This is a genomic window from Nesterenkonia lutea (genome assembly GCF_014873955.1).
Taxonomy (GTDB): domain Bacteria; phylum Actinomycetota; class Actinomycetes; order Actinomycetales; family Micrococcaceae; genus Nesterenkonia; species Nesterenkonia lutea.
This window is the reverse complement of the sequence record NZ_JADBED010000001.1, coordinates 2,127,856-2,151,954: the sequence shown is the minus strand read 5'-3', so window position 1 is coordinate 2,151,954 and position 24,099 is coordinate 2,127,856. Positions and strand designations below refer to the sequence as shown.

Sequence of the window (24,099 nt, the reverse complement as noted above, 5' to 3'; positions counted from 1 at the left end):
CCGACACCGATGCCGGCACCGACGCCGGCCTCAGCATTGGCGCGGCACACTAGGGAGGTCGCTGTGGGCAGGCTCATCTTTTCCATGATCGTGTCGCTGGACGGCTACGTCACCGATGAGCGGGGTGACTTCCAATGGGGCGTGCCGGATGAAGAGGTCCTCGCTGTGATCAATCAACAGATGACGGGCGTGGGGACGTTCCTCTACGGACGCCGAATGTATGAGGTCATGAGCGTCTGGGAGACGGACGCGTCCCTGCCCTACTCGCCCCGGTCGGTGGAGTTTGCCGAGATCTGGTCGGCGGCGGATAAGGTCGTCTTCTCCACCACGCTGAACCAACCGTACACATCGCGCACCAGGATCGAACGCGAATTCGTTCCCGCAGAGATTCAGCGGCTCAAGGACGCCACCGCGGCGGATCTGACGGTGGACGGACCCACTCTCGCGGCTCATGCCCTGCGAGCTGGACTGGTGGACGAGATCCACCAGCTGGTCTGTCCAGTGGTCCTTGGGGGAGGCCTGCGCATGCTGCCCGAGCGGAGAATGGACCTGCGACTGCTCGAGGAGCGAGGCTTTGCCAACGGAATGGTCCAGATGCGGTATGCGACGCTGCCCTGACCTGGCCTCGGGCGGGCTCGCCTCAGCGGCTCAGCCGCGACCACAGCTCGGCATCGAATGACTCAGGGGCGAGGGCGGACATGTGGCGCACCGCATTGTCCAGTTTCAGCCGCCACGCGAGGACTGCCCCCTCGGCATCGCCGGCGAGCACCGCCGCCAGCATCCGCCGGTCATCACTCACGATCCGCTCCACCGCCGGACTGTAGTCCAGCTGCAGCACCGCGATGAACATGCGCACGCGCAGGGTCAGCGCATGGAACCCCCGCGCAGACTGGCTCAGCCCGGAAGCCTCGGCAAGCTCCTGCTGAAACTGCAGGTCGGCGAGTCCGACGTCGGACCTGGTTCCCTGAGTCGCGGCGGCCTCCACCGCGCCGAGCGCCAGCCTGACCGGCAGCATCCTGTGTCGCGGCTGGGCAGCGCATGCCCGGAGCAGCACCATTCCCAGGTGCAGGCGGGCGGCGTAGAGGTCCACCACGTCAGCCCCGGTCACAGAGGGAACGCGGAAGCTGCCTTCACGCAGGTCCAGGAGTCCGTCGTCCACGAGGCGGTGCATAGCCGTGCGCACGACCGCGCGGCCCAGTCCCAGTCGTTCTGCCAGCGCACCGGGGGAGAGGCGGTCCCCGGCCCGGAATCCCGAGTTCGTGATCTCCTTGCGCAGGGCGATGGCGATCTGTTCGGTGACCGAGAGCTCGACCTGCGCGAACCAGGTATTGCGAGGGGACCGCTCGGGCTCGAGCAGCGGAGATCGAGCCTGCTTCTGTGAGTCAGAAAGACGGCCGATTTCTGCAGGGATGTCCCGGGGTGCCCTCTGCCACTCGGTCCCATGCAGGCCGCGGCCGGCCCGTCTGGCGAGCAGATCGAGGAGCTCTCCCGGGATGGCCTCGCCTCCCGGTTCGCAGCGGGAGAGAAGGGCCGCGGCATGATCCAGGAAATGCTCCCAGCGCTGTTCGCTCCGCGGGTCCCAGCGGGCACTCGTTCCGTGGGGCGGCCTCGCTGCAGCGGAAGGCGCGACCACGTCGCTGGTGCGCCACTGCGCCGCCTCGGAGACCCGCAGCGCGGCCATCAGTGCCGTGGCCCGGCGCTCGAACGCAACCCTCCCGCGGGCCGGAGAATCACCTGCGCCGCCGGCCTCGTCAGCCGCGTCGAAGTGGAACAGAATCTGCGGAAAGCTGACCCGCACCTCCACCAGGACGAGCGGCCGGTCATCCCGGTCAGATCCCCCAGGGAGGCCAGATCCCCCAGCACGGCCGGGGCTCTTCGAGCTGTCCCAGGATCGGCCGCCGGCCGTTCCGCCAGTCATTCCGCCGTCGGCCTGCGCCCGGCGGATGCGCCGGAAGGCCCGGCTGACCAGAGTCTGGCTCAATCCGGTCAGCTCGGCCACCCGGCGGGAGGAGAAGTCCGGCGTGCTCACCCGTGCCCCCGCGGTGGCCAGCACGCTGGCCACGATGTCGTCGGCCCGCTCCTGCATGCGCGGGCGACCCCGGCCGACTGAATCCATAGCTCTCATCATCGCTGATTTCTGACTCAGAAGATACCGCGGAACACGACTGCGCCGTGCCATCCGAGTGCCGCGCGCCACACACTGAGGAGCAGCAGATCGAGCTGTCCGACGGCTGCAGCCGCAGCATTGCGTGAATTGAGGCCACGATGTCCACTCTGAACACCACCGAGCTGACCGATCTTGCCGAGGCTGCGGTCTCCAAGGTCACCCGCTGGCTGCAGCGCACTCCCGGCGAGGCTGGCAGCTCCGCACAGGACGAGTCGAACGATGCCGCCACGTCCAGCAAGTCCGGCACGACCAGCAAGCCCGGCAAGCCCAGCACGTCCAGCAAGCCCAGCAAGAACCACGCCGCAGCGGACAAATCCGCGCAGCGTCTCTCCGCGGTGCTCTCTCACCCCAACGGTCTGGACTTCACCGTCGGGTTCGTCGACCGAGTGATCCGCACCGAAGACACCAAGGCTGCGGCCTCGGCGCTCTCCGAACTCGGCGAACTGGCGCCGGACACGCTCTCCGCCCTTGACCGGGCCCAGATCCGCGCCGGCAGCGCCCTGGCCAAGGTCCTCCCCGACGTCGTCGTCCCGGCGGCTCGGGCGCGCATGCGTTCCATGGTGGGCCATATGGTGGTCGACGCCCGCGACAAGCCCTTCGGCAAGGCCGTGGCCACGATCAAGCAGGACGGGCACCGTCTGAACATCAACCTCCTGGGCGAGGCCGTGCTCGGCGAGGCGGAGGCGGACAAGCATCTGCAGGACACGGTGGAGCTGCTCCGCCGAGAGGACGTGGACTACGTCTCCATCAAGGTCTCCTCCATCGCTTCGCAGATCTCCATGTGGGGCTTCGAGCAGACCGTGGACTACGTGGTCGCCCGACTCATCCCGATGTACCAGGAGGCGGCAAAGGCCCCCGCCGGGTCCAAGTTCATCAACCTGGACATGGAGGAGTACCGCGATCTCAACCTGACCATCGCGGTGTTCAAAGAGCTGCTCTCGCGCCCCGAGCTGCAGCACTACGAGGCCGGCATCGTGCTGCAGGCATACCTCCCCGACGCCCTCGGAGCCACCCAGGAGCTGGCACGCTTCGCCAATGACCGGGTCGCCGCAGGCGGAGCCGGGATCAAGATCCGCCTGGTCAAGGGTGCCAATCTCGCCATGGAGAAGGTCCACGGAGAGATCGCCGGCTGGCCGAAGGTCACCTGCGAGTCCAAAGAGGCCACCGACGCGAACTATAAGCTCGTGCTGCACTGGCTGCTGACGAGTGGGAACATGGCCGGCGTGCGCCTCGGCGTGGCCGGGCACAACCTCTTCGACATCGCCTTCGCCCACCTGCTCGGCGCACAGCGCGGGGTCACCGAGAGGCTCGAGTTCGAGATGCTCCAGGGCATGGCCACCGAGCAGGCAGAGGCGGTCAGCGCCGACGTCGGGCAGCTGTTGCTCTATGTCCCCGCAGTGCGCCCGGCCGAATTCGACGTCGCCATCTCCTATCTGGTCCGCCGACTGGAGGAGAACGCCGCGAGCGAGAACTTCATGTCCGGCATCTTCGAGCTCGAGGTGGACTCCTCCGGCCGAGGCAGCGAGGTCTTCGAGCGCGAGGCGCGGCGTTTCCGCGAGTCCCTGGCCCTGCTCGAAGAGATCCTGGCCAGCAGCGGCCACACCGCGCCCAGCCCTGCCCACACCCAGGACCGCGGCGCGGAGGAGCGCCACGGCGCCGGTGAGCTCAAGGGCGCCGGTGAGCTCAAGGGTGCAGGTCAGCTGAAGAACGACGACGACGCCGCCCTCCCGCCCTTCGTCAACGAGCCCGACACGGACCCGGCCCTGCCGGCGAACCAGCGCTGGGCCGCGCAGGCGATCGAGCGCGCGGGACAGCCGGGCTGGCTCGAGAAGCAGTCGCTGCCCGAGAAGATCAGCGGCGACCGCATCGACGAGCTCGTGGACCAGGCCCGCGCGGCCGGTGAGCAGTGGGCGGCACGCCCCGCCGTCGAACGTGCTCGCATCCTCTACCGCGCGGCCGACATCCTGTCCTCGCGCCGCGGACACCTGGTGTCCATCGCCGCCGCAGAGGTGGGCAAGTCGGTGGCGCAGACCGACCCGGAGATCTCCGAGGCCATCGACTTCGCCCGCTACTACGCGCACAGCGCTGTGGAGATCGAACAGGTGGACCATGCCCGCTTCATCCCCGACCGGCTCGTACTGATCACCCCGCCATGGAACTTCCCGCTGGCCATCCCGGCGGGCGGAACCTTCGCGGCCCTGGCCGCCGGCGCGGCCGTGATCCACAAGCCCTCCAATCACACTCCGCACTGCTCCATGGCGATCCTCGAGGCGCTCTGGGATGCGGGCGTCCCCCGAGACGTCCTGCACGGGGTCTATCCCTTCGAGGGGAAGGACGGCCAGCGACTGGTCTCCCACGCGGGAGTCGACCGGGTGATCCTCACCGGCGCCTCCGAGACGGCGGCGATGTTCCGCTCCTGGAAGCCGGAGCTTCAGATCAACGCAGAGACCTCCGGCAAGAACGCGCTGATCATCACGCCCTCTGCCGACCGGGACCTCGCAGTGGCGGATCTGGTGACCTCGGCCTTCGGCCACGCGGGCCAGAAATGCTCCGCCGCCTCGCTGGGGATCCTGGTGGGCAGCGTCTATGACTCGGAGCGGTTCCGTCGTCAGCTCGTCGACGCCGCCTCCTCCATGGTCGTGGACTGGCCCAGCAACCTGGCCGCCACCGTCGGGCCGCTGACCGAGGACCCCGCGGAGAAGCTGACCCGCGCACTGACCACGCTCGAGCCCGGGGAGTCCTGGCTGCTGGAGCCGAAGCAGCTTGATGACACCGGACTGCTCTGGTCACCGGGGATCAAGGACGGGGTGAAGCCAGGGTCCTTCTTCCACCTGACCGAGGTCTTCGGTCCGGTCCTGGGCCTGATGGACGCCGCCGATCTGGATGAGGCGATCGCGCTGCAGAACCAGGTCGATTTCGGCCTCACCGGGGGCATCCACTCGCTGGAGCCCGCCGAGGTCCGCGAGTGGCTGGGCCGGGTGCAGGTGGGCAACGCCTATGTGAACCGGGGGATCACCGGAGCCATCGTGCGGCGCCAGTCCTTCGGCGGCTGGAAGCAGTCCTCGGTGGGCCTCGGCTCCAAGGCCGGGGGCCCCAACTACGTGATGCTCTTCGGGCGCTGGGAGGACGACGCCGTCGGCGTGGAGCTGCAGGCCTCAGCGGTCGCCCTGGACGACGGCGTGCGATCGCTGCTCGACTCAGCGGTGAGCGCCGGGGTCGTCGCCGGTGCGGACCGTGCATGGCTCGCCGCCGCTGCTGCCGATGACCAGCGCTGGTGGACCGAGGAGTTCGGTCAGCCCAAGGACCACACGGGTCTGGACAGCGAGGCGAACATCTTCCGCTATCTGGGCGAGGACGTCCTGCTGCGCGTGGGCGTCGACGCCTCCGCGGCACAGGTGCTGCGCACTCTGCTCGCCGCGCTGCGGGCCGGTGCTCCTGTGGAGGTCTCGACAGAGCCCGGCCTTCCGGCGAAGACGGCCAAGGCCGTGGAGCTGGGCCGGCGAGCGATGAACCTGCGCGTGCAGGAGGCCAGCGCCCGCCAGTTCTCCACCGAGCTGGCGGAGGGCGTCCATGACACCGGTGTCGGGGCGCGAGTGCGCATGGTCGGCACGCTCGATGCGAAGCTGCAGCAGCGCCTCGCCCAGCGGCCTGAGGTGGCGCTCCTCGCCGACGAGGTGACGGCCTCGGGCCGGGTGGAGCTGCGTCACTGGGTCAAGGAGCAGGCGGTCTCGATGACGATGCACCGCTTCGGCAATCCCGCCCGGGACTTCCATCAGCTGGCGGGTCAGCTCATGCAGACCCACTGACCTGCTGGCGCTCGCGGAGCACATGAGCCGTGAGCGCCAGCACCGCGCCGTACTGCAGGCCGGCGACATCCTTGATCGGGATGGCCTCCAGCTCCGTCTCCTCGGCCAGCGCCTGGGCCAGCCAGTCGGCGTGCTCCGGTGCCAGCTCAGCGGCCAGGCGCCCGGCGACCGTGCGCTGCGCACCGGCGCTGTCATCCGCATCAGCTGTGGCTGCCTGGCGCAGCGCGCGCAGGAACATCCCGCCGAAGCGCAGCCGGAGCATATGCAGGATCCCGCGCAGGCCATGGGCCTCCGCCACCGTGGCCGCACGCTGGGACTCGGCAGCGGCGGCTCGGGCGCGCTGGGACCCTGCGGCCTGGCCCAGCAGCGGCAGGAAGGCGCGACTGGCGCGCAGCAGCGGCGGCTCGGTCGGGGCTGATCCTGCAGACTTCTCGCCCTGCGCGTCGAAGCGCTCCAGCAGATCCATGAGCAGCGCTCCTGAGCTGGAGAGCTGCTGGGCCTGCTCTTCGAGCAGCCGCGCGTAGCTGTGCTGGGTGAGACTGACGTCATCGGCGCCGGGGTGCTTCCACAGCGGCATCTCTGCCACCATCGAGACCGTGCCGAAGGTCCGGGCGTAGCCGGTGGAGGATTCGCCGGTCGAACCTTCGGGGAAAGGATCCAGGCCCAGCGCCTCCGTCCAGTCATAGGCCTCCTCCAGGGTGCCCATGGCGAAGACCCCGGGGGCCAGCACCTCGAAATGCGCGGCCTCAGGCTCCCCCCGATGCAGCGGCACGCCCAGGCTCGGGGGCAGCTCGCCGAGGAGCTCATGCAGCGGCTCCATCGGTTCGGAGAGGTAGTAGTAGGCGCCGCCCGCCTCGGCATTGTGCAGCGGCATGTAGAGGTCCGGTCGGACGCGGTCGATGGCCCGCTGCAGCGCCCGCGTCTCGGGCAGCATCGCGTCGAAGTGCGCTGACTTGTAGGTGAACGGAAAGGTCCACTCCACCTGCTCCCGCCCCGCGGGCCGGTAGAAGTGTTCGAAGTACCGGGTGCGATCCTGCGGGTCGTGGAACCACCCCTCGTTCAGCCGCATGGCATCGGGGTCGGCGCAGGGCAGGAAGTGCCAGCTGGCACCGAGTCTGCTGCGCAGCTCCGGATCGCTGAGCAGCTCCCGAGCCAGATACAGCATGGTCCAGGAACCGATCGGCTCGTTCGGATGCACACCTCCTGCCAGCAGTCCGTTCAGCGCCGCAGTCGGCCCGCCGCGGATGCTGTAGAGCAGGATCGGGTCACCGGCGCGCGAGTGTCCGATCTGCTGGACGCTCATGAGCTCGGGATGTTCGGCCTCCAGTTCGGCGAAGGCCCGGTTCAGCTGATCGACGGTGGGGTAGTGGTGCACCTCGGGAAGGCCCCTGGCCCGCCGCAGGATCTCCTCGCGCTGCAGCGGGGCCAGAGCGGCGGAGAGTCCGCTGGTGTGCATCTGCTTCAGTCCTGACAAATTGGAGGCGGCCACGGCAGCTCCCTATCCTAGTGGGATGCGCCATAATCCTGACTACGCCCTGGAAGACCTCGCGGGCATCAAGGAGCTCATCAGGCAGCACCCCTGGTGCATCTTCGTGGCACACACCCCGGAGGGGCTCATCGCCTCGCACTACCCGGTGCTGCTCGAGGAGCAGGCCCAGGGTCAGGGTCAGGACGACGACGACGAGCTCGTGCTGCTCAGCCATGTGGGCAGGCCGGATGAGACCAGGCTCGGGCTGGGTCGAGCCGGTGAAGGTCGGGAGGAGGAGCTGCTGGCCATCATTCAGGGCCCGCACGGCTACATCTCCCCGAGCTGGTACGGATATCGGCCCAATGTGCCGACCTGGAACTTCGCCACGGCCCATCTCTACGGCGTCCCCGAAGTCCTCTCGGACGCGGAGAACCTGGCAGTGCTGCACCGGCTGGTGGAGCACTTCGAACGACCGCTTCCGGACCCGCACCTGCTCGATGCCACCCAGGAGAACAGTGAATATGCGCGGCGGATCGTGCGCGGGACCGTCGGATTCCGGATGCGCGTCACCCGCATCGAGGCCAAGGAGAAGATGAACCAGGACAAGCCGCCCGGATCGGTGCGCAACATCATCGAGGAGCTGCGCTCCCCGGGCCCCTATGCCCAGCCGGCGCTCGCGGACCGGATGGAGCGGGTCAACGCCGAGATGCTCGGGGACTCTGCATGAACCAGTCGCGGCCCGAGGACACGCCGCGCACGCCGCTCACCCTGCGCAATGTTCGGCTCCCCGGAACAGAGACGCTCCTGGACGCCCAGCTCGCCGAGTCTCGTGTGGTCTCGCTGAGGCCGGCGGCTGCGGGCGCCCCAGGATCTCTCGCCGGCGACAGCCTCGACGCAGCGGGCCGGTTCCTCATTCCCGGGCTGTGGGACCACCACGTGCACTTCACCCAGTGGGTCATCCAGCGCCAGCGCCTGGACCTGGCCGACACTGCCAGCGCGGCCGATGTGCTCCAGCTGGTCCGCGGCGCACTGGCCTCGGGGCAGACGGCGAGCTCCGGCGTCGTCGGCTACGGGTTCCGGGACGGCCTGTGGCCGGACCTGCCCACGCTGCGCAGCCTGGATGAGGCCACCGGCTCCGTTCCCGTGGGACTGATCAGCGGTGATCTGCACTGCATCTGGCTGAACTCCGCGCTGCAGAGGAAGCTCGGAGTCTGCACCGACTCCAGCGGGCTGCTCCGGGAGGGCGAGTCCTTCGCGGTGATGGATCAGCTCCAGGACCCGGCCGCGCTGACCACGCAGATCTACGCGCAGACGGCGGCCGATGCCGCCCGGCGCGGGGTGGTGGGGATCGTCGAGTTCGAGAACGCCGACAACATCGGCCAGTGGCCGCTGCGCACCGCCGCGGGAGTCGATTCGCTGCGCGTGGAGGTCTCGGTCTGGCCTGATTCGCTCCAGGCGGCGATCGCGGCGGGGCTGAAGACCGGGGACGTCCTCGATGAGCGCGGACTCGTGACCATGGGCCCGCTCAAGGTCATCTCCGACGGCTCGCTGAACACGCGCACGGCCTGGTGCTGGGAGCCCTATCCCGACGTGGACCTGGGCCACCCGCACAGCTGCGGGATGCAGACCGTGCCGATCGAGGAGCTGCAGCAGGTGATGCGGCAGGCCCGCGACGCCGAGATCGCCGCCGCGATCCATGCCATCGGAGATCGCGCGAACTCTGCGGTGCTCGATGCCTTCGAGGCGCTGGGGATGCGCGGAGTGATCGAGCACGCGCAGCTGCTGCGCTGGGAGGACATCCCGCGCTTCGCCCGGCTGGGGCTCACCGCCAGTGTGCAGCCGGAGCATGCCATGGATGACCGCGATGTCGCCGATGCCTTCTGGGCCGGCCGCACGGAGCGTGCCTTCCCGCTGGACGCGCTGAACCGGGCGGGGGTCCCGCTTCGGCTGGGCTCGGACGCCCCGGTGGCTCCGCTGGATCCCTGGGTGGCCATGGCTGCGGCAGTGAGCAGAAGCCGCGACGGACGAAGAGCCTGGCATCCCGAACAGCGGCTGGATCCCGCCACCGCGCTCGCGGCGGCGGTGCGAGGCGGCACAGCAGGCGGCGCGGCAGGACGCGGCACGGCAGGCGCTGGGCATCTCGTCCGGCCCGGGGACATCGCGGACCTGGTCGTGGTGGACAGTGATCCGCTGGGGGACCCCGCGGGCGGGCGGCTCCGCGAGATGGGGGTGGCCGCCACGCTGCTCGGCGGCCGGCTGACCTACGACGGCATCAGCTGAGCGGGCACCTCGGCCGGGCGCCCACGCGCGGCATCACTCCCGGCGGGCCTGGTGGGCCAGCAGCGCGGCCAGGTAGCCGCCGCCGAGCACCACGGTGACCATCCCGACCGGAATGGGCTGGGCCAGCGCCTGCTGCGCGATCATGTCCGAGCCCAGCAGCACCAGCGCTCCCATGAGCGCCGAATGCACCAGCGGGATGCCCGCCGAGCGCGCCACCAGTCGCGCGATCTGCGGGGCCGCCAGTGCGACGAAGGCGATGGGACCGGTCGCGGCGGTGACCAGTGCGGTGAGCAGCACGCCGACTCCGAGGATGACGAGCCGGGTGGGCTCGACCTTGACCCCGTGGGACGCGGCCACATCGTCACCGAGCTCGAGCTGGCGCAGCGGTCGCACCGAGATCAGCAGCAGCGGCAGCACCGCCACCACGATCCCGATCGCCGGCAGCACGTCTGACCAGCTGGTCAGGCTCAGCGAGCCGGCGCCCCAGATCGCCGCGCCCATGGCCGTCTCGGTCTGCGCACGCAGCAGGATCCAGGAGTTCACCGCATGCAGCGCGGCGGTGACCCCGATGCCGACCACGATCAGCCGGAAGCCCTGCACGCCCTGCCGGTACGCCAGGAAGTAGACCAGCAGCGCAGTGCCCAGTCCGCCGATCAGGGCGCCCAGCGCGGTGCCGATCAGCCCGTCGGCCAGGGTCACCCCACCGATGCCGACTGTGGCGAGGAGCACTCCGGTGTAGGCGCCGGTGGAGAAGCCGATGATGTCCGGGGACCCCAGCGGGTTGCGGGTGAGCGTCTGGAACAGTGCCCCCGAGAGGGCCAGGGCCGCACCGAAGACCAGCGCGGCGGTGATCCGCGGCAGTCGCCAGGAGAGCACCACGGTGGAGTCGAACTCGCCGGCTCCGGTCAGCGCGGTCAGCACCTCGCCGGGATTCAGCGGGTAGTCGCCCATGCCCAGCGCGATGACGGTCAGGATCACCAGGGCGAGGCACAGGCCCGCCGCGACGAGCACCGAGCGGACCGGACGGTGAGTGAGCCGCGGTGTCGCCGGGGCGCGGGGCGTGGGGGAGTCCAGAGCCGCAGTCACAGCTTCAGCGCCTTCCGCCGTCGGATCAGCAGCACCAGCACGGGCGCACCGATCAGCGCGCTGACCAGGCCCACGGGCATCTCCCCGGGCCAGACGATGAGCCGGGCCAGGATGTCGGCGGTGAGCATCAGGATGGGACCGAAGACCATCGAGAGCAGCAGCACCCAGCGCTGGTCGGCGCCGGCGAAGAAGCGCGCGGCATGCGGGACCATCAGTCCGATGAAGGCGATCGGCCCGGCGATCGCCGCGGCTCCGCCGGCCAGCACGGTGATGGCCAGGATGCTCAGCACCCGCGTCTTCCAGAGCGAGACGCCCAGTGCGGCAGCCAGCTCATCGCCGAGGGCGAGGGTGTTCAGCCCCTTGCCCAGCGGCAGTGCGACCAGCAGCGCGGCCAGCACCAGCGGCGCCACGGTGAGGGTGACGTCGAGGCCGCGTCCGGCGAGGATCCCGGCCTCCCAGACCTGCAGCGCGTTGAAGGTGCGCGGATCGGAGAGGCGCAGCGCCCCGATGATCCCGGAGAGCACGGCCGAGAGGGCGACACCCGCGAGGACCAGGCGCATCGGGTCTGCCCGGCCGGAGGACATCCCGCCGATCAGCGCCACGGTCACCGTGGCGCCGAACGCTCCTGCCAGGGCGAACCAGATATAGCCCAGCGGGGCGGTGATGCCGAAGCCGACGATCGCGATGGCCACTGCGAAGGCGGAGCCGGCGGACACGCCGAGCAGACCGGGCTCGGCCAGCGGATTGCGGGTCAGTGACTGCATCAGCGCTCCCGCCACGGCAAGAGCGGCACCGACGACGACGGCGGCGAGCGTGCGCGGCACTCGCAGACCCAGCACGGCGTGCTCGTCTGCGGCGCTGACCTCTCCTGCGCTGAGCGCCGCCCAGATCGTGTCCAGGCCGATGCCGCGGCTGCCGATGCTGATGCTGGCCAGGCACAGCAGCAGCAGGAGGAACAGTCCGAGGATGAGCGCGAACCGGGTCCGTGGGGTCGCGCTGCGTCCCAGGGCATGCGGATGCATGCCCGGGCGGCCGGGTCGTCGGAGAGTGTGTGATTCTGCCGTCATGCCGTGATTAGTCTAGCCTTAGTAGGAAATAGGTACTGTCTTGTTCTCTAATTTGTTCTATCCTGGTGGGGCGGTCAATCGGCTCCCCACATCCTTTCACCCCTAGGAGGATCCTCTTGCGCGGATCACGCCCCCTCTCCCCCTCGGTCACCCGCTCGCCCTCAGCCGGAATCGCGGTCGCCGCGGCGGCGCTGCTGGCGCTGACCGGCTGCTCATCCTCCGCCGAGGAGGATGGTGCTGAAGCCAGCGGTGCGGAATCAGGCGCGGCACAGGAGAGCGAGTCCGCAGCAGGCTTCCCCGCCACGATCGAGACCGAGTTCGGTGAGGTCACCGTCGAGGAGGAGCCGCAGCGCGTCGTCGCCCTGGGCTGGGGAGACGCCGAGGTGGCCCTGGATCTGGGCGTGGAGCCGGTGGGGGCCTCCGACTGGATCGGCTTCGAGGACTCCAACGGTGTCGGCCCCTGGGTGGAGAACACCTACACCGAGGATCCGGAGATCCTCGGCACGCTGGAGCTCTCCTATGAAGCTGTCGCGGCCCTGGAGCCTGACCTGATCCTCGACGTGCGCAGCTCCGGGGACCAGGAGCGGCACGAGCGGCTGAGCTCGATCGCTCCCACGGTGGGCGTGGCGCCGGGCGGGGCGAACTACCTGACCGACTCCGAAGAGCAGGTGCAGATGATCGCTGCCGCACTCGGCCGATCCGAGGCTGGTGACGAGATGCTCGCCGAACAGGAGGAGGCCTTCGCCCAGGTCACCGAGGAGCACCCGGAGTGGGAGGGACAGACCGTCACCGTGGCCACCCGCACCGCCGAGGGCTGGGGCGCGTACACCGAGGCCGACGGCCGAGTCGCCTTCATGCAGGACCTCGGCTTCGAGCAGAACACCGAGATCGCCGAGCTGGGCGGGGATGGTGAATTCAGCGTGGACATCTCCGATGAGCAGCTGAACCTCCTCGACGCGGACCTGCTCGTCGGCTTCCCGATCTTCATCGAGCCCACCGAGATCACCGAGGATGACGGCTGGAACAGCATTCCCGCCGTGGAGGACGACCGGTCCATGGTGATCACCGACGACCTCGCCTCGGCCTTCTCCCTGGGCACGCCTGAGGCGCAGATCTTCGCCATCGAGGAGCTCAGCGGCGAGATCGAGGAGACGCTGGGCCGATGATCCTGCGCTCCAGCCTCGCCGAAGCCCCCCGCAGCGTCGCGGCGGGGGAGCCCGCCGAGCCCGCTCCGCAGCGGCCGTACCGGACCACGGTGGCCAGGGTGCGCCGGCTCAGCCCGAACTTCCTGAGGTTCACGCTGCAGGACGAGGAGCTGCGCCACTTCTACACCGGCGGACTGGACCAGCGGATCAAGCTGCTGCTGCCGCGGGCCGACGGCACCCTGCCCGAGCTCGGCCTCTGGGACGAGCCGCCGCCGGAGGCGATGACCTGGTACACCGCCTGGCGGGAGCTGCCCGACGCCCAGCGCAATCCGATCCGGACCTATACCGTGCGCGCCATCCGGCCTCGTCAGGACCAGATCGACGTGGACTTCGTGGTCCACGGCACTGAGGGGCCGGCCTCGGCCTGGGCCATGCAGGCAGAGGTGGGCGATGAGCTGGTCATCATCGGCCCCGACGGCCGATCCGCCAAGGCCGGCGGCGGCATCGAGTTCAATCCGGGCACCGCCCGGGACATCCTGCTCGCCGGGGACGAGACCGCGGTCCCGGCCATCTGCGCCATCCTGGAGATGCTCCCGGAGCGGATCCATGGTGAGGCCTACCTGGAGATCCCCACCCGCGCCGATGCGCTGGACGTGGTGAACCGCTCCGGAGTGGAGATCTACTGGCTGCCCCGAGAGGGCACCGAACGCGGAGAGCCGCTGGCCCGCGCTGTGCAGAACTGGGGCCGGCGTCGCGCCGAGATCTTCGCCCAGCGCCGCTCCTCCTGGCAGCCCGAGCGCGGTGAGCCCGTGGGAGCTCCCTCGGGGGCCGAGGACCTCAGCGAGATCGGCGAGGGTGATCTGCTGTGGGAGGTCGCCGACGCCGAGGGCTTCCGCGAATATGCCTGGCTGGCCGGGGAGGCCGGTGTCATCACCGGGCTGCGCCGCCACCTGGTCAAGGACATCGGGCTCAGTCGCAAGCAGGTCTCCTTCATGGGGTACTGGAAGCACGGGCGCGCCGGCGCCTAGGGTGGCCAGCCGCGCCGGCGCCTAGTGTGGCCAGCCGCGCCGGCGCCTGAGGTTGCAGCCGCGCCGGCGCCTGATTCACGGTGGGCATACCAGTTCGGCCGCGCCCGTGGGAGAATCAACACGATGTCACCTTCGAAGAACCCGCGCCCAGAACCCGCCAGCTCAGCACCCAAGCAGGGGTCCGCCCGTCGAGCCGCTGGACAGCCCGCCGCCGAGCGTGGTCCCGGCGGTCCCGCTGGCCAGCCGACGGGGCGCGCCGTCGACTCTTCGCGGCCGCAGATCCGGCCCAAGGCCGAGGGCTGGAAGCAGCCCATGGACGCCGAGGGTCGCCCGAAGCTCCAGTTCGCCCAGCCCAAGGTCAAGCAGCCGCCCCAGCATCTGGCTGACATGACACTGGACGAGCGAATCGCCAAGGCCAAGGAGCTGGGAATCTCCGGGTTCCGCGCCAAGCAGCTCTCGGTGCACTACTTCCGTCACTACACCGCGGATCCCGACCAGATGACCGATCTCCCCGCGGAGACCCGCGAGCAGCTCGTGGAGGAGTTCCTGCCGCCGCTGCTCACCGAGGTGCGGCGGCTCAAGACCGACGACGGCGCCACGATCAAGTTCCTCTGGCGGCTCTTCGACGGCGCCCTGGTGGAGTCCGTGCTGATGCGCTATCGCAGCCGCATCACGCTGTGCATCTCCTCGCAGTGCGGCTGCGGGATGAACTGCCCCTTCTGTGCCACCGGCCAGAACGGGCTCACCCGCAACATGTCCTCCGCCGAGATCGTGGATCAGATCGTCCAGGCCAACCGCGCCATCGCCGCCGGTGAGCTGGACGCCCCGAACGCCGCAGAGGTCGCCGAGGAGAAGGACCATGCCGCGCTCGGCGAGGAGACCGACTTCGCCGAGTCCGAGGAATCGGCCGCAGCGGGCAAGAGTGCCTCGTCGTCGTCGTCGGCGGGCGTGGGCCCGCAGCGGGTCTCCAACATCGTGTTCATGGGCATGGGCGAGCCGCTGGCGAACTATAAGCGGGTGATGAACGCCGTGCGGCGCATGGTCGACCCGGCCCCCGAGGGACTGGGGATGAGCGCTCGCGGCATCACCATCTCGACTGTGGGACTGGTCCCGGCCATCCGAAAGCTGGCCGACGAGAACCTGCCGATCACCTTCGCGCTGAGCCTGCACGCCCCTGATGATGAGCTGCGCGACCAGCTCATCCCGGTGAACTCCCGCTGGAAGGCCGATGAGGCCATCGACGCGGCTCACCACTACTACAAGACCACCGGCCGGCGCGTGTCCATCGAATATGCGCTGATCAAGGACATGAACGACCACCAGTGGCGTGCGGAGCTGCTGGCCGAGAAGCTCAATGCCCGCGGCCGCGGCTGGGTGCACGTGAACCCGATCCCGCTGAACCCCACTCCCGGTTCCATCTGGACCTCCTCGGAGCCCGAGGTCATGCGGGCCTTCGTGAACCGGCTCGAGGCACTCGGCGTGCCCACCACGCTGCGCGACACCCGAGGCAAAGAGATCGACGGTGCCTGCGGCCAGCTCGCCGCCGCGGAAGACTAGACCAGTGGACTGAGAGCAGAGGACCCGCCCCGTGAGCGAAGAGCTGAGCCACCACGACGTCATCCGCGTGGTCGGGGCGAGGGAGAACAACCTCAAGGGATTCAGTCTCGAGATTCCCAAACGGGCGCTCACAGTCTTCACCGGAGTCTCCGGCTCGGGGAAGTCCTCGCTGGTCTTCGGCACGATCGCCGCGGAGTCCCAGCGGATGATCAACGAGACCTACAGCGCCTTTCTGCAGGGGTTCATGCCCAGCCTCAACCGTCCCGAGGTCGACGACCTCCAGGGGCTCACAGCCGCGATCGTGGTGGACCAGGAGCGTCTGGGCGCCAATGTCCGTTCCACCGTGGGCACGGTGACCGATGTGTTCACCCTGCTGCGCATCCTCTTCAGCCGGATCGGAGAGCCGCATATCGGCTCCCCGCAGGCATTCTCCTTCAACGTGGCCAGCGTCAGCGGTGCAGGGGCGGTGACCTTCGAGCGCGGCGGCGAGAAGACCAGGGAACGCCGGGAGTTCAGCATCACCGGGGGCATGTGCTCCCGCTGTGAAGGTCGCGGGCAGATCAATGACATCGACGTCTCCCAGCTGATCGACGAGACGAGATCGCTGAACGAGGGCGCGATCACGGTGCCCGGCTATAAGGCCGGCGGCTGGTCGGTGAAGTTCTACGCGGAATCCGGCTTCTTCGACCCCGACAAGGCCATTCGCGACTACACCGAGCAGGAGCGCCACGATCTGCTGCACCGCGAGTCGGAGAAGGTCAGGATGAGCGGGGTCAATATGACCTATCAGGGCCTGGTGCCGCAGGTCCGCAGGTCCATGCTGTCCAAGGACCGCGAAGCCATGCAGCCCCATATCAAGGCCTTCGTGGACCGCGCCGTGACCTTCGTGACCTGCCCCGAATGTGGCGGAACCCGGTTCAGCGAGCTCACCCGTTCAGTGAAGGTTCAGGGCCGTGACATCGCCGAGGTCTGCGCCATGGAGCTGCGCGAGCTCGCGGACTGGCTGCGGTCCCTCGAGGACCCCGCCGTGGCGCCGCTGCGCGCATCCCTGCTGCAGAGCGTGGAGCACTTCATCGAGATCGGGCTGGGCTATCTGAGTCTGGACCGGCCCGCTGGCACCCTCTCCGGAGGCGAGGCGCAGCGGGTCAAGATGATCAGGCATCTGGGCTCGGCGCTGACCGACATCACTTACGTCTTCGACGAGCCCACCATCGGGCTGCATCCGCACGACATCTCCCGGATGAACCAGATGCTGCTGCGCCTGCGGGACAAGGGGAACACCGTCCTGGTCGTGGAGCACAAGCCCGAGACCATCGAGATCGCCGACCATGTGGTGGACCTGGGCCCCCGGGCCGGAGACTCCGGCGGGGAGCTCTGCTTCGCCGGGAGCGTGGCGCAGCTGCGCGAGTCGGACACGCTGACCGGCCGCCACCTGGACTACCGGGCGCGGGTCAAGGACAGGGACCACGTGCGCGAGGCCACCGGGGTGATCGAGATCCGCGGCGCCGGCGCGAACAATCTGCGCGACGTGGATGTGGACATCCCCACGGGAGTGCTCACCGTGGTCACCGGGGTGGCCGGATCCGGCAAGTCCACGCTGATCGAGGGCAGCCTCGCGGGCCGCGAGGGCGTGGCGTTCATCGATCAGACCGGAATCAGAGGCTCGTCCCGCTCCAACCCCGCCACCTACACCGGGCTGCTGGAACCCATCCGCAAGGCCTTCGCCAAGGCCAACGGGGTCAAGCCGGCCCTGTTCAGCGCGAACTCCGAGGGAGCCTGCCCGACCTGCGGCGGCGCCGGAGTCATCTACACCGAGCTGGGCGTGATGGAGACCGTGGCGAGCCCCTGCGAGGAGTGCGAGGGCCGGCGTTTCCGCCATGACGTGCTCGAGCACACTCTGGGAGATCCCGACGGCGGAGCCAAGAACATCAGCGAAGTGCTCGACCTCTCGGTGGACCAGGCCGCGGAGTTCTTCGCCGCAGGAGCCTCACGACTGCCGGCGGCGTCGAAGATCCTGACCCGACTCGCCGACGTCGGACTGGGGTACCTCCGCCTCGGCCAGCGGCTGAACACCCTCTCCGGAGGTGAGCGTCAGCGGATCAAGCTCGCCACACGCATGGCTGATCCGGGAGGGGTCTATGTGCTGGACGAGCCCACCACAGGGCTCCATCTGGCTGATGTGGAGAATCTGCTGGGGCTGCTCGACCGCCTCGTGGACTCCGGGACCTCAGTGGTGGTGATCGAACATCATCAGGCGGTCATGGCCCATGCCGACTGGATCATCGATCTGGGCCCGGGAGCAGGCGGCGACGGCGGACGCGTGGTCTTCACCGGCACTCCTGCCCAGCTCATCGCGCGGGCGGACACGCTCACCGGAGAGCATCTGGCGCGGTACGTGGCCGAGTGAGGCCGATGACGACCACCGCAACCACGATCAGCAGCACCGAGAGGGCGACGGCGGCGTCCGGGTCCGTCTCCCGCTGCAGGTAGATCTCCAGCGGCAGGGTCCGGGTGACCCCCTGCAGGCTTCCCGCGAAAGCGATGGTCGCGCCGAACTCACCGAGCGAGCGCGCAAAGGCGAGCACCACGCCCGAGACCATTCCAGGCGCGATCAGCGGCAGCACGATGCTGCGCAGCAGCTGGGTCGGACCGGCGCCATCGACCACGGCCGCCTCCACCACCTCCTTCTGCACTCCGCGCAGCGCCGCCTCCACGGCGATCACCATGAAGGGCAGCGAGACGAAGGTCTGCGCCAGCACCACCGCTGCTGTGGAGAACGCGACCTGGATCCCCAGCACATCCAGGGTCTCGCCCAGCAGCCCCTGCCGCCCGAAGGTGTTCAGCAGCGCGATGCCGCCGATGACCGGCGGCAGCACCAGGGGCAGCAGGATCAGTGTGCGCAGGGCGCCGCTGCCCTTGAAGCTGGCATGGCTGAGCACCAGGGCCAGCGGCACGCCGAGGACAGTGCAGAGCACGGTGGCCAGGACCGCGGTGCGCAGGCTCAGCCACAGTGCGGACAGTGCCGCCGCGGAGCTCAGCAGCGCGGGCAGTTCGGCGAGCTCGATGCGGATCAGCAGCGCCGTGATGGGCAGCAGGATGAAGACGGCCCCCAGCGCGGCGGGGAGCAGGATCCATCTCGGCGCGGCGGCCGCAGCCCGGCGGCTCACGACTCACCCGCCGGGGTGAACCCGGCCTCGCGCAGCGGCCGCTGCCCGTCCTCGGTGAGCAGGAACTCGAGGAACGCCGCCGCGGCCTCCGGCTGGGCGGACTCGGCCAGCACTGCGGCCGGATACCGGTTCGGGAACTCTGCGGCCTCCGGGATGTCCACCGCGTCCACTTCGGCGGCGGCGAGGCGCACATCGGTGGAGTAGACCAGGCCGGCATCGGCCTCGCCGCTGCGCACCTTGCCCAGCACATCGGTCACCGAAAGCTCCTCGCTCACCGGGGCGAGACTGACATCGGCCGCCGCCGCGACCTGTCTCGCGGCGGCGCCGCAGGGCACCTGAGGGGCGCACTGCACCAGCACCGGTGAGTTCGGGGCTGAGGACGCCCCGGCGGGGCCCTCGAGGTCCTCCAGGGCGTCGATCTGCGCGGGGTTCCCGGCGGGAACCGCGATGACCAGGGTGTTCGAGGCGATGAGCTGGGTCGGTGCGGAGATCAGGTCCTGCGTCGCGGCGCGGTCCATGGTCCGCTCATCGGCGGGGATGAAGAGGTCCGCAGGCGCACCCTGCAGGAGCTGGGCGAGCAGGTCCGCAGAGCCCGCCGAGCTGAGCCGCACGGAGATGCCCGTGTCCGCCTCGAAATCTGCGGCGATCGTGGTCATCACCTCATCGAGGGATGCCGCGACGAACACGCTGATCTCGGAAGCAGTCAGGGAGTCCGAGGTGGACTCGGTCTCGGATCCGGGGGCGGAGCTGCATCCGGCCAGTGCCAGCAGTCCGGCGAGGAGCAGCCCGGCAGCGACCCTCGACCGGGCGCCGGGCATGCCGATTCGGGCTGAGCTGCGCATAGGCAGTGAGTCTATAGGCTGGTCATATGATGCCCTCGCAGAGATCACAGGTGCCCGGATTCGAGGTGATGAGCATCCTGGCCCGCATCGACGCCATGCGCGCGGCCGGCAGAGACGTGGTCTCGCTGACCGCGGGGGAGCCCGGATCCGGAGCCCCGGAGGCGGTGAACCAGGCGGCCGCGCAGATCCACGCGGCCAACACGGTGCTGAACTACACCGCCGCGATGGGGATCATGCCGCTGCGCGAGGCCATCGCGGGCCACTACGAGCGCTGGTACGGGGTCACGGTGCCGGTGGAGCGGATCGCGGTGACCACCGGCTCCTCAGGGGCCTTCATGCTCAGCTTCCTGGCGGCCTTCGATCCGGGCGACCGCGTGGCCCTGGCGCGGCCCGGCTACCCCGCCTACCGCAACATCCTCACGGCCCTGGGGATCGAGGTGGTGGACCTCGACTGCGGTCCGGCGGAGCGCTTCCAGCCCACAGTGGCCCAGCTCGAGGCAGAGGTCCGCACCCATGGCGAGCTCTCCGGCCTGATCCTCGCATCCCCGGCCAATCCCACCGGCACCATGGTCGAACGCGCGACGCTCGTCGAGCTCTCCCGCTGGTGCGCCGACCATGATGTGCAGCTGATCAGCGATGAGATCTACCACGGCATCAGCTTCGGGGCGGAGAACGTCAGCGCGAGCGAGATGGAGTCCGAGGCGGTGGTCATCTCCTCCTTCTCCAAGTACTGGGGCATGCCCGGGTGGCGGCTGGGCTGGATGGTGCTGCCCGAACATCTGGTCGATCCGGTCTCACGGCTCGCCGGCAACGTGTCGCTGTGTCCTCCCCATGCCACCCAGCTGGCAGCGGTCCAGGCCTTCAGTCCGGAGTCGCTGAGTTTCGCCGCAGCGCAGGTGCAGGGATATGCGGCGGCCCGCGCGCTGGTGCTGGACCGGCTCGGGGAACTGGGCTGGGGAGAAGCGGCACCGGCCGACGGCGCGTTCTACGTCTATGCCCACCTGAGTGGGCAGCTCGCCCGATTCGGCGATTCCGCCGCGTACTGCCGGTCCCTGCTGGAGGAGGCGGGGGTGGCGATCGTGCCGGGCACCGACTTTGATCCGGTGGGCGGGCATGAATGGGTCCGACTCAGCCTCGCCCCGGGGGAGCAGGCGGTGGCCGAAGGGCTGCGCCGGATCCTGCAGTTCCAGCGGGATCAGGCTGGGCAGGCCCCGCTCAGCTGACGCTGAACTCGATGCGGTGCTGGCCTGTGGCGGCGCCAGGGATCGGGTCGGCGCGCTCGGCGATCTGCGCCTCCCCCTCGGCGTTGGTCGCGCGCACCGTCACCGAGTGGCGTCCCGAGCCGACATCGGCGAAGGTGTGCCTCCACTGCCTCCAGGTGTCGGTGCTGACCTCCTCGGCGAGCTCCACCGACTCCCAGTCGCCGTCGTCGAGCCGGACCTCGACAGTCTCCACACCCACATGCGTCGCCCAGGCGGTGCCGGCCACGATCAGCTCCTCGCCGGGGACCTCGGCCAGGGGCCGGGGCACATCGATGCGCGAGGCCACGAGGACCGGTCCCCTCTCGTTCCAGCCGCGATCGGTCCAGTAGGCGGTCTGCTCGTCGAAGCGGGTGACCTCGAGTTCGGTGACCCATTTGGTCGCCGAGACGAATCCGTAGAGTCCGGGCACCACGAGCCGAGCAGGATAGCCATGCTGGGCCGGAAGCGGCTCGCCGTTCATGCCCACGGCGAGAAGGGACGCACGGTCTTCGTCGGTGAGCACCTCAAGGGGAGTCGAGGCCGTCCATCCGTCGATCGAGCGAGAGAGCACCATGTCCGCATCGCCGGTGGGCCGCGCGCGGGCGAGCAGCTCGCGGATGGGATGACCCAGCCAGGTGGCGTTCCCGACCAGGTCTCCACCCACGGGGTTCGAGACACAGGTCAGCGTGACATGGTGCTCCTCGAGCGGAAGGTCCAGGAGCTCGGCCATGTCGATGGTGACCTCCTCCTCGACCATGCCGTGGATGCGCAGCGTCCATTCTTCGGGGCTCAGCTCCGGCACCGCCAGAGCAGTGTCGATCCGGTAGAACTCGTCATTGGGCGTGATGAACGGCGGCACGCCCTCGACGCCGACGCTCGCGGCCTCCGGGATGGCGGCGGCGCGCACAGCTGGAGTGGGAAGGACCAGCTGGGCGGCCGCAGCTCCGACGTCGCGCCCCAGGGCGTTGACCGAGCGTCCGAAGGCGATGGAGCCGGCGGCGAGGGCGGTGCCGGCAGCGGCCAGACCGAGGAACCTGCGCCGGGAGTGCGCCGGATCCTGTGCCGGGTCCTGTGCCGGGTCCTGTGCCGGGTCCTGGGCCGGATCCTGTACGGAGTGCTGCGCGGGATCCTGTGTTCCGGGGTGACCCAGCCATCCCGTCGCCGCGCCGCTGAGCAGCAGCAGCGTGAGCAGACCCACGAGGGCGCCGAGCAGAGTGGGGACGGAATCGATGGCCGAGTTCTCCGGGCGGCGCAGCACCGCGATGAGCAGGATCACGCCCACGAGGGCGAAGACCCCCAGTGCGAGGCGCATGCGAGCCCGGGCCAGCACTCCGATCAGGGCGGCCAGCACCGCGCCCACCACTCCCATGCTGATGTAGAGCACAAGCTTGTTGTTGCTGCCGAAGGCTGAGATGGCGAAGTCCTGCAGCCAGCTCGGGGAGAGCTCGATGACGGTTGAGCCCAGCGCGATGAGCGGCGAGGAGGTGGGACCGAAGAGTCGCGACACCAGGTCGGCCGCTCCGAGGAACACCGCCGCGGCGAGGACGCCGGCCAGCAGATGGGGCGCCAGGCGCAGCAGCGGCTGGCCGGGGCCGGAGGGGGCCGGGTCTTGGGTCCTGCGCGCCGTCTGTGTCATGTCTGCTTATTCGGAGTGGAGGGGCCTGCTGGATGGGTGTTCGAGCCAGAGTCTTCAGAGGTCGGCGAGCAGGACCGGTTCGGTGGTCGGTTCCTCGGAGCCGCCGGCCGGTTCCACGGTGACGCCGAAGGTCATGCCCTCGTCCATGGCCACATCGGTGAGCAGCTCGGTCTGCGTGCCGGTCATCAGGCCGGCGCTGTGTGGTCCCTCCTCATCGATCAGCCAGAGCTGCATGGTCTGGTCCTCGGGCAGCTCCGGCATGTCGTGCGGGGTCAGGTGGAGCATCTGCTCGGAGACTGAATAGGCCAGGGTCACGCGTCCGCCCACAGTGGCCTCCGCCTCGGTGAACGAGAGATCAGCGGCGCCGAGCAGGCGCTGCGCGCGTTCCCGTTCAGCCTCGGCCGCGGTGAGCGACTCTTCCATGTCGGTGGTGTCCTGCTGCTGGTTGACCACCACGCCGGCCAGCACGGCGGAGAGCACCAGCAGAGTGGAGGCCGCCAGGGCGAAGAGGGTGGTCAGCGGCTGACGACGGCGAGGCGCGGCCCCGGAAGGCGAACTGCCGGTGACCGCCGCAGGCTCGGGTGCCTCGGGCGCCTCGCGTGTCCCGGGGGCTTCTGGAACATCAAGGGTCTCTGGGGCTTCTTGTGTCTCTGGGGCTGGGTTCTGCTGTTCACGCCGCGGGATGGGCAGGATGCCGGCCTCCACCTCGGCGCTGGGCGCGACGGCGTCGTCGGACTCGGCCAGCAGCCCCAGCGTCTCGCGGAAGGACTGCACCTCCTCGGCGAAGCTCGGGTCAGCGGCCTCCAGCTCGAGTGCTTCGCGCAGCTCGGCCCCGTCCAGGGTCCCGAGCGCACAGCCGGCGGCCAGGTATTCGCGATCGGCGTTCATCCGGCACCTCCTAGCTGTGTCCTGAGTCGCTGCATGCCGTCTCGGATCCGCGATTTCACTGTTCCCAGCGGCACGTCGAGCCGCCGAGAGATCTCCGAATGAGACAGCTCTTGATAGTAGGCCATCGCTATGGCGGTGGCCTGCTCCTCGGGAAGGGTCCGCAGCGCGGTCTGCGCGCGGGCCGCCTCCACCTGGGTGAGGACGGAGTCCTGGACATCGGGCTCATGGATATGAGCCTCCTTCACCCCCTGGGTGAAATCTCTGTTCTGCTGGGCCTGCACTGCTCGGACCCTGTCGATGGCCCGACGGCGACACATGGTCGTCAGCCAGGCCCTGCCGCTGCCAGCCTGGGGGCGGTAGCTGTGACAGTTGACCCACACCTCGGTGAAGATCTCCTGGAGAACCTCTTCGGCGAGGGATCTGTTCCGCAGCACACGCAGCGCGGTGGCCAGCAGAATCGCGCTCTGCTCTCGATACAGCTGCTCGAACGCCTGCTCATCTCCCTGCTGGATCTTCAGGAGAAGGTCTCTGCAGGTGTCCGCGGGTGCATGCACAGGCGGCGCGCCGTCGGCGGCCGAAGCTGAGGTGCCCATGTCATGCATCCCCATAGAATGCCACACCCCCGGGACGAACAACGGCGGCGCCCGCACCCTGTCGTGCAGGTGGGTGCCGGACGCCGCCGTGTGCTCTCGCCTGTTCCTCAGGAACGGTCAGCAGTGAC

18 protein-coding genes are annotated in these 24,099 nt (G+C 69.4%); 9 read left to right on the top strand and 9 right to left on the bottom strand.

Annotation, left to right across the window (positions count from 1 at the left end; genetic code table 11):
- The first annotated feature begins 63 nt into the window (after positions 1–63).
- A complete protein-coding gene (locus H4W27_RS09850) occupies positions 64–618 on the top strand; it encodes a dihydrofolate reductase family protein (RefSeq protein WP_192595777.1) in 555 nt (184 codons plus the stop codon).
- A 22-nt stretch (positions 619–640) separates the two neighbouring features.
- Here the strand turns inward: H4W27_RS09850 and H4W27_RS09845 are convergent, their stop codons facing one another.
- Entirely contained in the window at positions 641–2,116 is a 1,476-nt protein-coding gene (locus H4W27_RS09845) for a GntR family transcriptional regulator (RefSeq protein ID WP_192595776.1), read from the bottom strand.
- A gap of 149 nt (positions 2,117–2,265) precedes the next feature.
- Between H4W27_RS09845 and H4W27_RS09840 the strand changes: the two genes are divergently transcribed.
- Positions 2,266–5,973 carry a proline dehydrogenase family protein gene (locus tag H4W27_RS09840; RefSeq protein ID WP_192595775.1) on the top strand — a complete coding sequence of 1,236 codons (3,708 nt, stop codon included), beginning with the start codon at positions 2,266–2,268 and terminating at the stop codon, positions 5,971–5,973.
- Here the strand turns inward: H4W27_RS09840 and H4W27_RS09835 are convergent.
- The gene (locus H4W27_RS09835) at positions 5,957–7,462 is read right to left on the bottom strand and encodes a M14 family zinc carboxypeptidase (protein WP_192595774.1); all 1,506 of its coding nucleotides are present in this window, start codon (positions 7,460–7,462) and stop codon (positions 5,957–5,959) included. The two genes, H4W27_RS09840 and H4W27_RS09835, sit on opposite strands and share 17 nt — an antisense overlap.
- Positions 7,463–7,484: 22 nt before the next feature.
- Between H4W27_RS09835 and H4W27_RS09830 the strand changes: the two genes are divergently transcribed.
- The gene (locus H4W27_RS09830; protein WP_192595773.1) at positions 7,485–8,168 is read left to right on the top strand and encodes an FMN-binding negative transcriptional regulator; all 684 of its coding nucleotides are present in this window, start codon (positions 7,485–7,487) and stop codon (positions 8,166–8,168) included.
- A complete protein-coding gene (locus H4W27_RS09825) occupies positions 8,165–9,721 on the top strand; it encodes an amidohydrolase (RefSeq protein ID WP_192595772.1) in 1,557 nt (518 codons plus the stop codon). Before H4W27_RS09830 ends, H4W27_RS09825 begins: the two co-directional genes overlap by 4 nt.
- Before the next feature lie 33 nt (positions 9,722–9,754).
- Here H4W27_RS09825 and H4W27_RS09820 read toward each other — a convergent pair whose 3' ends face one another.
- A complete protein-coding gene (locus H4W27_RS09820) occupies positions 9,755–10,807 on the bottom strand; it encodes a FecCD family ABC transporter permease (RefSeq protein ID WP_318782275.1) in 1,053 nt (350 codons plus the stop codon).
- Positions 10,804–11,874: a FecCD family ABC transporter permease gene (locus H4W27_RS09815; RefSeq protein WP_225939074.1), complete on the bottom strand. Its 1,071-nt coding sequence runs from the start codon at positions 11,872–11,874 to the stop codon at positions 10,804–10,806. The genes H4W27_RS09820 and H4W27_RS09815 overlap by 4 nt, the downstream gene beginning before the upstream one ends.
- Before the next feature lie 116 nt (positions 11,875–11,990).
- Here H4W27_RS09815 and H4W27_RS09810 point away from each other — a divergent pair, with 116 nt between their 5' ends.
- The 4 genes from H4W27_RS09810 to H4W27_RS09795 all read left to right on the top strand — a co-directional run bounded on the left by H4W27_RS09810 (position 11,991) and on the right by H4W27_RS09795 (position 18,011).
- A complete protein-coding gene (locus tag H4W27_RS09810) occupies positions 11,991–13,040 on the top strand; it encodes an iron-siderophore ABC transporter substrate-binding protein (RefSeq protein WP_192595771.1) in 1,050 nt (349 codons plus the stop codon).
- The gene (locus tag H4W27_RS09805) at positions 13,037–14,047 is read left to right on the top strand and encodes a siderophore-interacting protein (RefSeq protein ID WP_192595770.1); all 1,011 of its coding nucleotides are present in this window, start codon (positions 13,037–13,039) and stop codon (positions 14,045–14,047) included. The genes H4W27_RS09810 and H4W27_RS09805 overlap by 4 nt, the downstream gene beginning before the upstream one ends.
- A 312-nt stretch (positions 14,048–14,359) precedes the next feature.
- Positions 14,360–15,604 (top strand): 23S rRNA (adenine(2503)-C(2))-methyltransferase RlmN, encoded by a 1,245-nt coding sequence (rlmN, locus tag H4W27_RS09800; RefSeq protein WP_192596539.1) that lies wholly within the window; start codon positions 14,360–14,362, stop codon positions 15,602–15,604.
- A 31-nt stretch (positions 15,605–15,635) separates the two neighbouring features.
- Positions 15,636–18,011, top strand: a complete 2,376-nt coding sequence (locus H4W27_RS09795; protein ID WP_192595769.1) for an ATP-binding cassette domain-containing protein — start codon at positions 15,636–15,638, stop codon at positions 18,009–18,011.
- Here the strand turns inward: H4W27_RS09795 and H4W27_RS09790 are convergent.
- Positions 17,974–18,771 carry an ABC transporter permease gene (locus H4W27_RS09790; protein ID WP_192595768.1) on the bottom strand — a complete coding sequence of 266 codons (798 nt, stop codon included), beginning with the start codon at positions 18,769–18,771 and terminating at the stop codon, positions 17,974–17,976. The genes H4W27_RS09795 and H4W27_RS09790 overlap by 38 nt on opposite strands.
- Positions 18,768–19,613, bottom strand: a complete 846-nt coding sequence (gene modA, locus H4W27_RS09785) for a molybdate ABC transporter substrate-binding protein (protein ID WP_192595767.1) — start codon at positions 19,611–19,613, stop codon at positions 18,768–18,770. The genes H4W27_RS09790 and modA overlap by 4 nt, the downstream gene beginning before the upstream one ends.
- Before the next feature lie 26 nt (positions 19,614–19,639).
- Between modA and H4W27_RS09780 the strand changes: the two genes are divergently transcribed.
- Positions 19,640–20,836 (top strand): pyridoxal phosphate-dependent aminotransferase, encoded by a 1,197-nt coding sequence (locus H4W27_RS09780; RefSeq protein ID WP_192595766.1) that lies wholly within the window; start codon positions 19,640–19,642, stop codon positions 20,834–20,836.
- Here the strand turns inward: H4W27_RS09780 and H4W27_RS09775 are convergent.
- Genes H4W27_RS09775 through H4W27_RS09765 form a run of 3 tightly spaced genes read right to left on the bottom strand, consistent with a single transcriptional unit; the run spans position 20,829 to position 23,971 of the window.
- Positions 20,829–22,490, bottom strand: a complete 1,662-nt coding sequence (locus tag H4W27_RS09775; protein ID WP_192595765.1) for a molybdopterin-dependent oxidoreductase — start codon at positions 22,488–22,490, stop codon at positions 20,829–20,831. The genes H4W27_RS09780 and H4W27_RS09775 overlap by 8 nt on opposite strands.
- Positions 22,491–22,544: 54 nt before the next feature.
- The gene (locus H4W27_RS09770; protein ID WP_192595764.1) at positions 22,545–23,378 is read right to left on the bottom strand and encodes an anti-sigma factor; all 834 of its coding nucleotides are present in this window, start codon (positions 23,376–23,378) and stop codon (positions 22,545–22,547) included.
- Positions 23,375–23,971: a sigma-70 family RNA polymerase sigma factor gene (locus H4W27_RS09765; RefSeq protein ID WP_192595763.1), complete on the bottom strand. Its 597-nt coding sequence runs from the start codon at positions 23,969–23,971 to the stop codon at positions 23,375–23,377. The genes H4W27_RS09770 and H4W27_RS09765 overlap by 4 nt, the downstream gene beginning before the upstream one ends.
- Between the last annotated feature and the right edge of the window lie 128 nt (positions 23,972–24,099).

What these genes read in the sequence shown, in the direction of transcription:
- H4W27_RS09845 (WP_192595776.1), bottom strand. Translation starts at nt 2,116, where the DNA reads ATGGATTCAGTCGGCCGGGGTCGCCCGCGCATGCAGGAGCGGGCCGAC.
- H4W27_RS09840 (WP_192595775.1), top strand. Translation starts at nt 2,266, where the DNA reads ATGTCCACTCTGAACACCACCGAGCTGACCGATCTTGCCGAGGCTGCG.
- H4W27_RS09830 (WP_192595773.1), top strand. Translation starts at nt 7,485, where the DNA reads ATGCGCCATAATCCTGACTACGCCCTGGAAGACCTCGCGGGCATCAAG.
- H4W27_RS09825 (WP_192595772.1), top strand. Translation starts at nt 8,165, where the DNA reads ATGAACCAGTCGCGGCCCGAGGACACGCCGCGCACGCCGCTCACCCTG.
- H4W27_RS09815 (WP_225939074.1), bottom strand. Translation starts at nt 11,874, where the DNA reads ATGACGGCAGAATCACACACTCTCCGACGACCCGGCCGCCCGGGCATG.
- H4W27_RS09805 (WP_192595770.1), top strand. Translation starts at nt 13,037, where the DNA reads ATGATCCTGCGCTCCAGCCTCGCCGAAGCCCCCCGCAGCGTCGCGGCG.
- rlmN (WP_192596539.1), top strand. Translation starts at nt 14,360, where the DNA reads ATGGACGCCGAGGGTCGCCCGAAGCTCCAGTTCGCCCAGCCCAAGGTC.
- modA (WP_192595767.1), bottom strand. Translation starts at nt 19,613, where the DNA reads ATGCGCAGCTCAGCCCGAATCGGCATGCCCGGCGCCCGGTCGAGGGTC.
- H4W27_RS09780 (WP_192595766.1), top strand. Translation starts at nt 19,640, where the DNA reads ATGATGCCCTCGCAGAGATCACAGGTGCCCGGATTCGAGGTGATGAGC.
- H4W27_RS09775 (WP_192595765.1), bottom strand. Translation starts at nt 22,490, where the DNA reads ATGACACAGACGGCGCGCAGGACCCAAGACCCGGCCCCCTCCGGCCCC.
- H4W27_RS09770 (WP_192595764.1), bottom strand. Translation starts at nt 23,378, where the DNA reads ATGAACGCCGATCGCGAATACCTGGCCGCCGGCTGTGCGCTCGGGACC.
- H4W27_RS09765 (WP_192595763.1), bottom strand. Translation starts at nt 23,971, where the DNA reads ATGGGCACCTCAGCTTCGGCCGCCGACGGCGCGCCGCCTGTGCATGCA.